At 68.7% G+C, this 12,281-nt stretch carries 13 protein-coding genes; 11 read left to right on the top strand and 2 right to left on the bottom strand.

What is annotated here, in order from left to right; translation table 11 throughout:
• Window positions 1-74: 74 nt before the first annotated feature.
• The 4 genes from ACP56T_RS21500 to ACP56T_RS21485 are packed head-to-tail and all read left to right on the top strand — an operon-like array spanning window position 75 to window position 1,970.
• Window positions 75-779: a phage portal protein gene (locus tag ACP56T_RS21500; RefSeq protein ID WP_430914075.1), complete on the top strand. Its 705-nt coding sequence runs from the start codon at window positions 75-77 to the stop codon at window positions 777-779.
• A complete protein-coding gene (locus ACP56T_RS21495) occupies window positions 776-952 on the top strand; it encodes a hypothetical protein (protein WP_430914074.1) in 177 nt (58 codons plus the stop codon). The genes ACP56T_RS21500 and ACP56T_RS21495 overlap by 4 nt, the downstream gene beginning before the upstream one ends.
• Window positions 949-1,287 carry a hypothetical protein gene (locus ACP56T_RS21490; protein ID WP_430914073.1) on the top strand — a complete coding sequence of 113 codons (339 nt, stop codon included), beginning with the start codon at window positions 949-951 and terminating at the stop codon, window positions 1,285-1,287. The genes ACP56T_RS21495 and ACP56T_RS21490 overlap by 4 nt, the downstream gene beginning before the upstream one ends.
• Window positions 1,287-1,970, top strand: a complete 684-nt coding sequence (locus ACP56T_RS21485) for a hypothetical protein (RefSeq protein ID WP_430914072.1) — start codon at window positions 1,287-1,289, stop codon at window positions 1,968-1,970. Before ACP56T_RS21490 ends, ACP56T_RS21485 begins: the two co-directional genes overlap by 1 nt.
• Before the next feature lie 22 nt (window positions 1,971-1,992).
• Here ACP56T_RS21485 and ACP56T_RS21480 read toward each other — a convergent pair whose 3' ends face one another.
• Window positions 1,993-2,262, bottom strand: coding sequence for a BrnA antitoxin family protein (locus ACP56T_RS21480; protein ID WP_430914071.1), 270 nt, complete (start codon window positions 2,260-2,262; stop codon window positions 1,993-1,995).
• Window positions 2,222-2,494 carry a BrnT family toxin gene (locus ACP56T_RS21475; RefSeq protein ID WP_430914070.1) on the bottom strand — a complete coding sequence of 91 codons (273 nt, stop codon included), beginning with the start codon at window positions 2,492-2,494 and terminating at the stop codon, window positions 2,222-2,224. The genes ACP56T_RS21480 and ACP56T_RS21475 overlap by 41 nt, the downstream gene beginning before the upstream one ends.
• A gap of 76 nt (window positions 2,495-2,570) precedes the next feature.
• On the opposite strand from ACP56T_RS21475, the gene ACP56T_RS21470 reads away from it, so the two are divergent.
• From ACP56T_RS21470 to ACP56T_RS21440, 7 genes are all read left to right on the top strand, one after another.
• Entirely contained in the window at window positions 2,571-2,981 is a 411-nt protein-coding gene (locus ACP56T_RS21470) for a phage tail terminator-like protein (RefSeq protein ID WP_430914069.1), read from the top strand.
• Window positions 2,982-3,021: 40 nt separating this feature from the next.
• Entirely contained in the window at window positions 3,022-4,305 is a 1,284-nt protein-coding gene (locus ACP56T_RS21465) for a phage tail tube protein (protein ID WP_430914068.1), read from the top strand.
• Window positions 4,302-4,730 carry a hypothetical protein gene (locus tag ACP56T_RS21460; RefSeq protein ID WP_430914067.1) on the top strand — a complete coding sequence of 143 codons (429 nt, stop codon included), beginning with the start codon at window positions 4,302-4,304 and terminating at the stop codon, window positions 4,728-4,730. Before ACP56T_RS21465 ends, ACP56T_RS21460 begins: the two co-directional genes overlap by 4 nt.
• On the top strand, window positions 4,730-5,233 hold the full coding sequence (locus ACP56T_RS21455; protein ID WP_430914066.1) for a DUF1833 family protein: 504 nt from the start codon (window positions 4,730-4,732) through the stop codon (window positions 5,231-5,233). The genes ACP56T_RS21460 and ACP56T_RS21455 overlap by 1 nt, the downstream gene beginning before the upstream one ends.
• 29 nt (window positions 5,234-5,262) lie before the next feature.
• Window positions 5,263-5,715: an NlpC/P60 family protein gene (locus ACP56T_RS21450; RefSeq protein WP_430914065.1), complete on the top strand. Its 453-nt coding sequence runs from the start codon at window positions 5,263-5,265 to the stop codon at window positions 5,713-5,715.
• On the top strand, window positions 5,705-8,671 hold the full coding sequence (locus ACP56T_RS21445) for a host specificity factor TipJ family phage tail protein (RefSeq protein WP_430914064.1): 2,967 nt from the start codon (window positions 5,705-5,707) through the stop codon (window positions 8,669-8,671). The genes ACP56T_RS21450 and ACP56T_RS21445 overlap by 11 nt, the downstream gene beginning before the upstream one ends.
• 70 nt (window positions 8,672-8,741) lie before the next feature.
• Window positions 8,742-11,807, top strand: coding sequence for a hypothetical protein (locus ACP56T_RS21440; RefSeq protein ID WP_430914063.1), 3,066 nt, complete (start codon window positions 8,742-8,744; stop codon window positions 11,805-11,807).
• Window positions 11,808-12,281 lie beyond the last annotated feature (474 nt).

Here is a 12,281-nt window from a genome sequence, read left to right as displayed (position 1 = left end):
CCACGACCAACATCCCGCGCAAGCCTCCCGTTCGAGCCGGAAGGCAGTGTGGATGACTTGTCCTGGGGTCCCGTTTGGACGCCGATTACCCCAAAAACGGGGTCCTTATTCCACGCCTAATCACATTCAAGTCGCTGAGCATCCCGCCCGAGGACGCGCAGCTCCTCGAAACCCGCGGCTTCAACATCGAGGTGATCTGCAGGTGGTTCGGCGTCCTGCCGGTGATGATCGGGCACATGGACAAGGCGACGGCCTGGGGCACCGGGCTGGAGCAGATGAACCTCTGGTTCCTAACCTACACGCTGCGCTCGCACCTGAAGGCGGCCGAGCAGGCGATCTGGTCTAAGTGCCTGACGACGATCGAGCAGCGCCGGTTCTTCCCCGAGTTCAACGTGGAAGGCCTGATGCGGGCCGACAGCAAGGGCCGCGCCGAGCTTTACCGGGCCGAGGTCACGAACGCCCTCAGCACCCCGAACGAGATCCGCGCCCGCGAGAACAAGCCGCCCCTGCCGGGCGGCGATCAGCTCTTCATGCAGGGGGCGATGCTGCCGATCGAACTGCTCGGCACCCCGTCGTGGCGATCAGCAGCATCGCGGTCGACGGCGTCGCGCTCGCGGATGCCGATTACGAGCGCGAGGGTCGAGACCTCTATCGCGTCATCGACGGCGAGCGCCGCGGTTGGACGGGCCGCAGCGTCGTCGTCGAGTACAGCGCAGGCTGGACGCTGCCGACGGATCAGCAGGAGGGCAACCTCCCGGCCGACATCGAGCGCGCCGTGATCCGTCTCGTCGGGTCGGCGGTGTCGGTCTCGGGCCGCGATCCGACGATCAAATCAGAGGACGTGCCCGACGTGGGCTCGGTCTCCTACTACGTGCAGGGCGCGAGCGCGGCGCTGGCCGATCCCGAGGCCGAATCGCTCCTCCAGCCTTACCGGCGGCTCCTGTTCGCATGACGCCGGCCCAGGCCATCGCGATGCTGGACCGGCAGATCGCGCGGAACGGGCAGACTGTGCTTCTGCATCGGCAAGACGATGCCGACGACGCGGCCGGCGTCCCGCTTCGGGCGCTCGTGCGGGGCTATCGTCCCGATGAACTGAGCGGCGGCGTGCAGCAGGGAACCAGCCAGGCGGTCCTGTCGCCGACGGCGTTGACGCAGGCCGGCATCAAGCTCCCGCTGGCACGCCTCGACGCCATCACCTTCGCCGGTCGCCGCAGGAACATCGAAGTCGCCGACCCGATCTCGGTCGACGACACGGTGGTGCGCATCAACCTCTGGGTCACGGGCTGATGGCTGCCCGTACGAGCGTGAGGCTCGACCCGATCGCTCGCGACATCGAGCTGATGCTCGCCGAGGACTTGTCGCCCGAAGCGCAGGGCCAGCGGTTCGCCGACGCGGCGCGGGAGGCCCTGGCCGAGTCCCAGGAGACGAACCGGCAGGCGCTCGGCTACGTTCCCGAGCACGACACCTTCGTGGACGGGGCGCGCCGGCAGGGGCTGGACGACCTCCGCGGCGCCAAGCTCGTCGCGTTTGAATTTCATCTGTTGGTGGACGTCATCGAGTGGATCGACGAGCAGCTGGTGATCCACTCGCCGGTGAAGACGGAGCGGTACGCCCGCTCGCACGTCTGGTTCGCGGACGACACCGAGTTCGGGGACCCAACGAAGCCGCCGCCGGCCGAGAGCTACGTCGTCCTGAACGCCCAGCCCTACGCGCGCAAGATCGAGCGCAGGCAGAGCCGGCAGGCGCCGGACGGCGTCTATGAGGCGGTCGCGACGCTGGCCCGGCGCCGGTTCGGCAACATCGCCCACGTGTCGTTCACCTACCGCTCGTTTCCTGGCGGCGCCGTTGGCGAGTGGGCGAAAAGCGCCAGCGCCGCGAAACTCGCCCGCGAGGTGCGGGGCGGCAATCGGGGGACCCACGAGGACTGGCTGACCCGTCAGCCGGCGATCTACATCGATCCGGGGCGTTGAGCGGCAGCCCACTACGACCCGACTAGGCGGCATTCTTCTCCACGTACTCCCGCAGCACGTCGTTGACCCGACCCTGCCAACCTTCCCCAGAGGCGCGCAGCTTCTCCAGCACGTCGGCATCGAGCCGCATCGTCACCTGCCGCTTGGGTGCCGCGCCGAGCGGTGGGCGACCGCGCCGCACGATCCTGTCGCCCATCTTCAGGTCAGCCCGGTCGAACCAGTCGTCCGTCAGTTCGGGCACCTCGTCGCGATCATCCAAGGCGATCGGCAAAGCGGGCTTGCTCGCGGTCATTGGCTTTCCTCATTGAGAAGACGTGGCGATCCGCGCCACGCGGGGTCCAGCAGACGACGACCATGCGGCCCTGAAGCAGGCCGACCGTGATGATGCGGCGCTCGCCGTAGTCCTGCCGATCGTCGTCAGCCTCAAAGACCGGGCCGGCAAACACGGCTTCGGCATCGGCGAAATCGAGCGCGCGCTCGCGGAGCGTCCAGTCTCGTTTCGCCGGGTCGAAGGTGATGCCCATGCGAATTGTGTAACGCCATAAGTCTCTGCCGTCAAGTTTTATGGCGTTACAAAATGGCGAGCAAGGTGATGACCCGATGCCGCTGAAGCTCGTCGTCGATGCGGTCGAGGCTCGACTCGCGGCCAACTGGACCCGCTGCCCGGTCTTCGGCGTGAACTCCAAGGGCGACACGCCGGCCGATGGCAGCCCGTTCGTGCAGGTGTCGTACCCGGTCGCCAATGGCGAGCAGCTCACCATCGGCGCGCCGGGAGCGAACGTCTACCGCGAGACCGGGGCCTTCCGGCTCGTGGTGAATGCCCGTCGCGGCAAGGGCGTCGCCACCGGGCTCGCCTGGGCGGACGAGCTGGCGGCGCTGTTCCGGGGGCGGAACTTCGACGGCGTGCAGACCTTCGCGCCGTCCTCACCCGCGATCGATGACCGCAACGACCAGGGTAATTTCTACGCCCTGTCGGTCTCTGTCCCATACACAGCCGACATCCTCGGCTGACGCGCCGGCCCTCGCGGCCGTTTTCCCAGGAGACGCATCCATGTCCATCGCCAGCGGCTCCGGCCGTCGCATCGCCTATGTCGCCGAGACCGTGTTCGGCACCACGCCGGCCACCCCGTCGTTCAAGACCTTCCGGGCCACCGGCAGCGGCCCGCGCACGAACAAGACGACCGGCACGAGCGACGAGATCCAGGCCGACCGCAACGTCCGCGACGAGTTCATGCTCGGCCAGGACGTGAGCGGGGCCTATAACTTCGAACTCGCCTACGGGAACCTCGACGATCTGCTCGAGGGGCTGCTGTTCTCGACCTGGGCGACCAACGTGCTGAAGAACGGCACCGCCCAGAAGAGCTTCACCTTCGAGGAGACGCTCGACCTCGGTGCGGGCGCGAAGTCCTTCTCCCGGTTCGACGGCTGCATGATCAGCCAGATGAGCCTCGCCATCGCGGCGCGTGCCGCCATCACCGGGTCCATGACGATCATGGGCCAACAGGAGACGCTCGATACCACCATCGTCACCGGCGCGACCTACGCGGCCGCTGGCACCACGCCGATCTCGACCTCCTCGGCCAACGTCGCCAATCTGTCGGTGACGGGCATCACGGCTCAGCCGAAGGTGCGCAGCCTCAATCTCGACATCAACAACAACCTCCGCACTCGGCCCGTCGTCGGCTCGCTCTACACCGACTCCTTCGGCTCCGGCCGCTGCGAAGTGACGGGCACGCTGGAGGCCTACTTCGAGACGAACGAGTTGTATGCGGCCGTCCTCGCACACGGCAGCGGCGCCGTGAGTTTCACCGTCGGGAACTCGACCGGCAACGCGGCCGACCGCCTTATCGCGAAGACGATGGACAGCGTCGTCTCCTCCGGCTTCGACGCCTTCCGTCAGAGTGGCGCAGGCGGGTCGGGCGGTCTTGGGGCAGTCCTGTCCGGCTTCTTTCATCACGAAGGCGGTCTTGTCGGTCGAGACGGCGTTCCGCGCCTAGTGCCGGCCGGCGCATGGACCGGCGCGCCCCGCTATCATGATGGGTTCAGGCCCGACGAGGTGCCCGCGGTTCTGCAACAGGGTGAGTGGGTCCTGTCGCGCGATGACGTGGCGCAAATCAGAAAGGGGGCCAGCGCTGTCGCGAACGACAGCAGGCCCCAGATTGTCTTCGCGCCCAACATCATTCCTCCGCCGGGCTACGAGGCGCGGACGCGTGAGGTCGATGACGGGCAGGGCGGCCGCAAGCCCGAGATCACCTTCGCCGAGGTCACGGCGCAGGGAATCCGCAGCCCGCAGGGACAGCGGGCGCTCAAGCAGCCGGTCGTAGCACGCCGATGAGCATTCCATTCTGGCCGAGCGATCTGCCGCAAAGGGTCTCCCGCAACGGCTTTGGCGAGACCTTCCGCGACGGGCGTCTCCGGACCGCCATGGAGGCCGGGCCGCCGAAGATGCGCCGCCGCTTCTCGTCCGCCGTGCGGCCGATCCAGGCTTCGATCGAAGTGACCGTCGACGGCAAGGCCCGGCTCGAACGCTTCTGGAGTGAGGAGGCGGCCGGCGGCACGCTTCCATTCCTGATGCCGGATCAGACGCTCGACGGTCTCGCGCTCACCGACGGCGACGGCATACAGCTCCTCGACGACCAGGGGCGCCCGCTCGTGAATACGAATTGGTGGCTTGCGATGTTCGGTGACAGTGCCCCCTCCGTCCAGAACATGGGCTGGATCTGGTATCGCGTCAGTTTCCCCCTGATGGTTCTCCCCTGATGGCCCGCACGATCCCCGTCACGACGCGCGCCGTCCTCCAGGCGGCACAGGCGGATGAAGCTGCGGCGCTGCTCGTCATCATCACCCACGAGACGCTGGATGAGCCGGTGCGCCTGTCGAGCGATCCGACCGTGCGCATCTCCAGCGAGCCCTACGTCCTCGGCACCCGCCACCAGGGCCTCGTGTACCCCTTCGTGTTGATGTCGGCGGTTCTGCCCGACGATCAGGAGCGCAGCCCGCCCAAGACGACGCTCGCCTTCGAGAACGTCGATGCCGACATGGCGAAGGTGCTGCGATCCATCACGTCCCCGGCCGAGGTCGAGATGCGCATCGTGCTCGCCTCGACGCCCGACCAGATCGAGGCCCGCTTCACGCGCCTGCGGGCCACGAAGGGCTCCTACGACGCCAATCAGGTCTCGCTCGACATCTCGCGCGAGCCCTTCACCTCCGAGCCGATGCCGGCCGGACGGATGACCGCCGATCGCTTTCCGGGGCTGTTCTGATGCTCGATGCGCCCATCCTTGAACGGGTCATGGCGGGTACAGTTACCGTGACCGGCTCTTGGTCCGACCCCTATATCGGCTTGCCCTGGCAGGAGCGCGGGCTCACGCGCGACGGCATCGCGTGCTGGGGCCTGTGCCGCCTCGTCTATGCGGAGGTGCTGGACATCGCCGTGCCGGACTACGCCGCGAAGGTGACGTCGATCGAGGAGCGTGCCGAGGTTGCGGCCGTCTTCGCCGAAGGCACGATGGCAGGCCCCTGGCGCAGCGTGCCCGAGGCGCAGGTCGCCTCGTTCGACATCCTGGTGTTCCGTCGCGCCGGCCTCGACGCGCATGTCGGGCTCGTCGTGACGCCGGGCCGGATGCTGCACATCACCTCGGGCCAGGACAGCGCGGTGGTCGATTACACGGACGGCCGCTGGGCGCCGCGGTTGTCGGGCGTCTACCGGCACGAGGCGATGACGGAGGGCCCGCGTGTCCTCTAGCGTCTTCGTCGTCGCGCAGCCCTCCTGCCTGGACGTCCTGTTCGGTCGCGTCGAGGCGCAGGTCGACCCAGGCGCCACGATCGCGGAGATGATCGCGCGGCTGCTGCCCCAGGCGACCGGGGAGCTGCGCAGCCGGCTTCGCGTCACCCTCGGCGAACACGTGCTGCTGCCCGGTCTCTGGCACGCCATCCGCCCCAAGCCGGGCGCCTGCGTGCTGATCCGCGCGGTGCCCGGCAACGACGTCCTGCGCAACGTGCTCACCATCGCGGTTGCCGTCAGCGCCGTCGCGCTCGGCCAGTTCTACGCCCCCGCGCTGGCGGGCTCGCTCCTCGGCCTGCCGGGCGCCGCCACCGGTGGCCTGACCTCCGCCCTCTCGGCGGCGATCACCGGCTCGACGCTCATCGCCGGGACGCTGCTGATCAACGCCCTGGTCCCGGTTCGGGCCGACGATAAAGACAAGCCGGTCTACGCGATTCAGGGGCTGCGCAACCAGCTTACTCCTGGCGGCGCGGTCCCCCTGATCCTCGGTTTTGTCCGATACGCGCCGCCCTACGCCGCCAAGCCCTACACCCAGGCGGTCGGCGACTATCGCTACGTGGTGGCCGCCTTCTGCTGCGGGTACGGCCCGCTGGCGATGCGGAACTGGCAGATCGGTGACACGCCGATCGAGCGCTACGCCGACGTGCAGATCGAGACCCGTAGCGGCTTGCCGGGTGATGAGCGGTTGACGCTCTATCCGGCGCAGGTCGTCGAAGAACCTCTCAGCGTCGAGCTGCTCACCGCCGTCCTGCCGACCGGCGGCGAGCAGATCCGGACCACGGCGGCCGACTGCACTGGCTGCGAGATTGATACGACCTATCCGGCCGGCGTCTACGGCAAAAGCAGGGACGGGGCGAACGTCACCTTCACCGTCGTGGTGACGACCCGCTATCGCTTGTCCGGCGCCGGAGACGACGCCTGGATCGTGGGCCCGACCATAGCCGTCACCTCGAAGAAGGCGAAGGCGATCGTGCGCACGACGCCCATCACATTCCCGGCACGAGGGCGATGGGAGGTCGGCCTGACCCGCATCACCACGGACTGGGACGAAGCGGATCAGTCGAGGCGGGATACCCAGTATTCGGGCCGCTCGTCGTGGACAGCGCTTCGTTCTCTCCGGCCGGAGTACCCGCTCAACTTCGACAAGCCTCTTGCGCTTGCCGGCTGCCGCATCCGTGCGACCGGGCAGCTGAACGGAACCCTCGACCAGCTGAACGCCGAGATGCGCTCGATCTGCCCGGATTGGGATTCGGCCTCGGGGCAGTGGGTCGCGCGGGAGACCAACAACCCGGCGAGCCTGTTCCGCTACGTGCTGACCGGCCCGGCCATCTCCTATCCTCTCGCAGCCGACGAGATCGCGGCGCTCGGAGACTGGCACGCCTTCAACGTCGCGAAGGGGCTCACCTACAACCGGGCGCACGACTACGAAGCGTCCGTTCTCGACGTGCTGTCCGACATTGCGGCCGCCGGCCGCGCCAGCCCGCAGGACACGGGCACCGCCTGGGGCGTCGTCATTGACAGGGCACTGACCTTCGTCTCGGCCCACATCTCGCCGCGCAACTCCTGGGGCTTCCAGGGCGAGCGGCCGTACACGGTCTTTCCCGACGCGTTCCGCGTGTCGTTCCTCGACGAGACCAATAGCTTCAAGCAGGCCGAGCGCGTGGTGCCCTGGCCCGGCTTCGAAGGCGCGCCCGTCGTCGTCGAGAAACTGGATCTTCCGGGCGTGACCAGCCCGGCGATGATCTGGAAGGAAGCGCGCCGGCGGCAATACGAGCTGAAGCTTCGACGCGACACATACACCGTCAGCCAGGATTTCGAGGCGCTGACCTCGGCGCGCGGCGATCTCGTGCGGCTCAGCCATGACGTGCTCGACCGCGCCCAGGTTGCGGCGCGCGTCACCGCCGTGGTCGGCAACCGTGTCACGCTCGACGAGCCGGTCGCCTTCGAGAACGGGCAGAGCTACGCCTGCCGCTTCCGCAGGAACGACGGCAGTTCTCTGCTTCGCCAGGTCTCCGGGGTTGGGGAGACCCAAACCGTCATCCTGGTCGGTGCGGGGGACGGGCCCCAAGTCGGCAACCTGGCTTTCTTCGGCGCCGCGACGCAGGAATCCTTCGCCTGCATCATCAAGGGCGTCGAGGGCATGGAGAACCTGACGGCTCGGCTGACGCTGGTGGATCACGCGCCCGAGATCGAGGCCCTTGTCGATGCCGAGGTGCCCCCCCCATGGTCCGGCCGTGCAGGATCGGAGGCGCAGCAGCCTGTCGGCACGCCTCAGGCTCCGCTGATCCTCGATATCGTTTCCGGCAGGCAGGCTTCCGGTCAGGCGACCGACGACAATCCCTACCCGGTCCTGGTGCTCGTCCAGGCGGCTGCCGGTGAAACCGTACCCATCGCCGGCTTCGACGCCCGTCACCGAACGCTCGGCGCGTCCGCGTGGACTCAGGAGACGGCGCCGGCTTCGGCGGGGTCGGTGTCGATCGACGGCTACACGACTGCCGACAAGGGCACGCAGGTGGAGATACAGGCTCGTGCCGTAGCGAGCCGGGGAACGCCCGGACCGTGGACCGGGATCGTCGTTCACACCATTGCCGCGACCGATCCGCCTGCGCCCACCGCCCCGACGAACCTGTCCTTGTCGACGCCGGCCTCCGGCTTGATTCGCGTCACCGTCACGTCGAGCGCCAGCGCGCAGACGGCCACCACGCAGATCTACCTCGCCACCGGTGCGGGGGCGACCCTTGCCAGCGCCCACAAGGTCGGCGGCCCGATCAACGGCGGCCCGAACACACCGCTCACCTTCGACGCGACTGGCTTGACCGCGGGAACCGTCTACCGAGTCTGGGCCACGTCCTCGGACGCCGACGCCCCCCCGAACGAGTCCGTTCCGGCGGGGCCGGCGAACGCCACGGTCGGCTGAACGACCGATCCACCGAACCTCACAGTCGGACAGGGCCGCGCGAGCGCCCTCTCCAGTGTTGGAGATTTTCATGGACGCTGCCGGCATCAGGACGCCCAATCTCCCGCTGAGCGAGAGCGATGCGCTGACGGTCCTGGCGCATGTCGATGCCGGCAATGGGACCGAAGCCCTGCGCCGGCAAACGTTGGAGGTCTTCGTCCAGCGCCTCCTCGGGCTGGCGGGGCTCGACCCGAGCGGCGTGGCGGATCTGAGCACGAAGGTGGCGCAGCTCATTGCTGGGCTGGCGGGCGAAATCACCCGCGCGTCGGGGGCCGAAGCCCTGCTCCTGCCGCTGGCGGGCGGCCTGCGCGCTGGGGACGGGGCAGATTACGGCCCCGACATCGCCTACGTGATCACCGATCAGGACAAGGTTCCGGCCCTTCTCATCACCACGCGGGGCGAGGCGGTGATGCCGAGCCGCTACCTCCAGGCCGATGTGCCCGGCCGGCACGGGCTCGACCTGCTCTACGCCCTCGTCGGCCGGAACCGCCCGGCGGACAACGTCCTCGCCCCGCTCGGCCTCGGCCTCACCGGCACCGGCCGCCTGCGCGCCCGCCTGCACCCGATCGACTTCGCCCGCTCGGAATGGGACGCCTGCCTGCCGGCGGAGATCGCCCTGCGCCACGGGGCGCGCGGCACGGTCGACAGCGTGCGCCGGGTCTCGGCGACGCTGCTGCGCTACCGCTCGACCCAGGACGGCCCCTCGCTGCCCTACGTGACGCGCACCGACCGCCTCCAGCTCTACGGCGGGACCGGCGACACGATCCGCACCCGGCGCAGCGCCCATATCCTCGACACGGCCGAGGCCATCGAGGTGCAGATCGGCTACGGCCAGTCCCAACGCGCCACCGCCCGCCCGGCGGCGGATGTCGGCCTCGCCGGCCAGGGCGAGCCCTCGCGCACCTGCTGGCTCTACCAGCAGACCATCGGCGGCGACGGCAGGCCCGTCATCACGGCGGGCTCGACCGATGCCAGCACCGCGATGCCGAACGACGGCTCGGCGGAGCGCCTGATCGACCTGTGCGGCCTCGACTTCGATCTGCGCGACGAGGCCGGCGCGGCGGGGAGCAACGGCATCTCCCTCGATCGCGTCGCCGCGCAGACCATCCAGCGCCTGCGCGACCGCTACAATCTCCACGTCACCCCCATCCTGGCCATCGGTCACGCGTGGTCCGCCACGCCCTGGACCGGCCTCAAGCCCGGCACCGACCCTTGGGCCGCCGGCTTCAAGATGTTCGCGGGCGCCAGGAGCCTCGCCCCACTCTACGGCAAGCGGGTCCGGTTTACGTCCGTCGCCTTCACCCACGACGCGGGCAACTCCGGCGACGCCACCCCCTACGCCACCGGCGGGGCCTCGGTGCTCGACCAGATGGTCGCCGCCTATGACGGGCTCAACCTGAACCTCGAGCTCGGGCAGGACGGCGGCCTCAACGCGTTGAGCTACTATCTCGACCAAACGCCGGCCCATTTCGACGAGACGCAGGCTCCCGCCGCCAATCGCGACGTGCTGACCTGGTGCCTCGCCGATCCGATCCGCCGCCACATGGTCGGGCCGCGCTACCCCTGGCCCGTGGCCGACGGCATCCACCACACCGCCCTCGGCTATCTCTGCCAGGGCGAGGTCGAAGCCCTGTGCAAGGTCTACTGCCAGGATCTCGGGATCGGCTGGACGCCCTGCTACGTGACGGGTGCCACCCTGTCGGGCGCCACGATCACCCTCGCCATCTCCGGGCGAATGAGCGGGTTCGGCGACCTCGTCGTGGACACGACGACGATCGAGGCGGCCACCCAGTACGGCTTCCGGGTGCGCAAGGTCTCGGACGGGAGCGACATGCCCTGCACGGTCGCGGTCAACCCCGACAACATCGTGCTCACCCTCACGGGCGGCGCGCCGGCCGCCGGCACCGCGATGGAGGTCTCGCACGCCTACCGAGGCGCGGCCGTGTCCTCCGCGCTCGGCCACTCCTCCTGCTGGGGGAACATCAAGCGCGCCGGCCCGCCCTCCGTGTGGCGCCCCGGCAAGACCATCGACGCCTGGCTCTGCATCGACGCGAGGACCTGTCCTCGCAGATGGCCCTGTCGGCCCAAGAAACACGGCACGGGTTCAACAACGTCAGCCAGTCGCTCTCCGGCATCGTCGATGCCGTGCGCGAACTGCTGCAATACGCCCGGAGCCGGATCGGGGGCGCCCCATGACGATGTGGGAGCGCATCATGCTGTGGTTCTTTCCCGACCATCACCCGCGCGCCGACGCCTCGGCGGAGGTCTCCGCGGCGTTCGAGCGGATGCAGGTAGCGCGCTCCGAGGTGGCCGAGGCTGCGGAACGGGTCCGCGCCTCGGCGGAGGCGCATGTCGCGCGCGTCGAGCAGGAGCGCCACCGCATCCGCGCCCGCACGGCGGAGACGGCCGCCAAATGGCCGGCCGGGCGCACCAGCAGCGTGCGTGTCGCCGCCGAGAGCGTCCTCCGGCGCATGGACCACCGCGGCGAAGAGCGAGGGGCGAGCGAGTGCTGATCTACAATGGCGGCCCCGAGCACCTGCGTGGCGTGCTCTGGCTCGGCGTGCTCGCCCTGGTGGCGGGATACGAGACGGTCAACATGTTCGTGCCCAACGCGGACATGATCCTCGCGACGCGGATCATCGCTGGCGCGATCTATTCGACCGTCCTCTACGTCTACGGGCGAGAGGCCTGGAAGGCGGTGCGGAAGCCGAAGCCGGACCGGGCCGACTTCCTCATCGTCGGCATCTGGCTCTCGTTCCTCTCGCTCCTGTTCCAGACCAGCTACGCTATCCTCTACCGGCTGGCCGACGCCCCGAAATGGCTCCTCAACGCCGAGATCGTCCCGCTGATCGTGATGGTCTCCATCCTCGGAGCGATCTGCCATGTCGCGGCGCCGGCCGACGAGGAGGGCCAGATCCCGCCGCGCAACCGGATCGCGTTCGGAGTCATGGTAGGGATCGCCGCCCTTGCCTTCGGCGTGCTCGTCGCCACGCGTCCCGATATCCGCCCCCTGATCGAGCGGACCCGGCCGTTCATCGGAGACTGGTTCAGGACCGGCGATGCACTGGTGCCTGGCGCGTATCCGCCAACGGGGTGATCATGTGCGCTACCCCACATCCGGGCAACCGGAAGCGTGGCATCTCAGCGGCGTCCCCCAAGGATATCTCAGCCCGCCCGGCACCGCCGCGGCGGGCTTTTTCTTGCGCTCATCCGTGCTCGGCATGCGGCCCGCTATCGCTGCCCCCATCTGTAGAGGCGACGGCTCTGCCGCCCGACCACGACGCGCATGTCCGATCCGCTGCGAGATTGGCACAAGTGAACGCGTACCGTAGGCTTGGAGCCGAGAGCACCCTAGGAACCGGCGCAGTGCATCCCTTTCAGACAGACGCTAAATCGGTCTCGGGCTCCGGCCTCGACCAGTCCGATCTGTTGAGCGGCCCGTATTGGAGCTATGCGGGAGATTGGGTGACGACGGTGTGTTGAAGGCGGCGTATCGAGGCGGGTGTCGAAGCCTGCCAGAACCTCTCAGCGAGAGCGATACGCCATGGAGACACCTACCAACATCGTCCGG

Source organism: Methylobacterium endophyticum (assembly GCF_050591105.1).
Taxonomy (GTDB): domain Bacteria; phylum Pseudomonadota; class Alphaproteobacteria; order Rhizobiales; family Beijerinckiaceae; genus Methylobacterium.
Note: the sequence above shows the minus strand (reverse complement) of the source record. Positions and strands in the feature narration are given on the sequence as shown.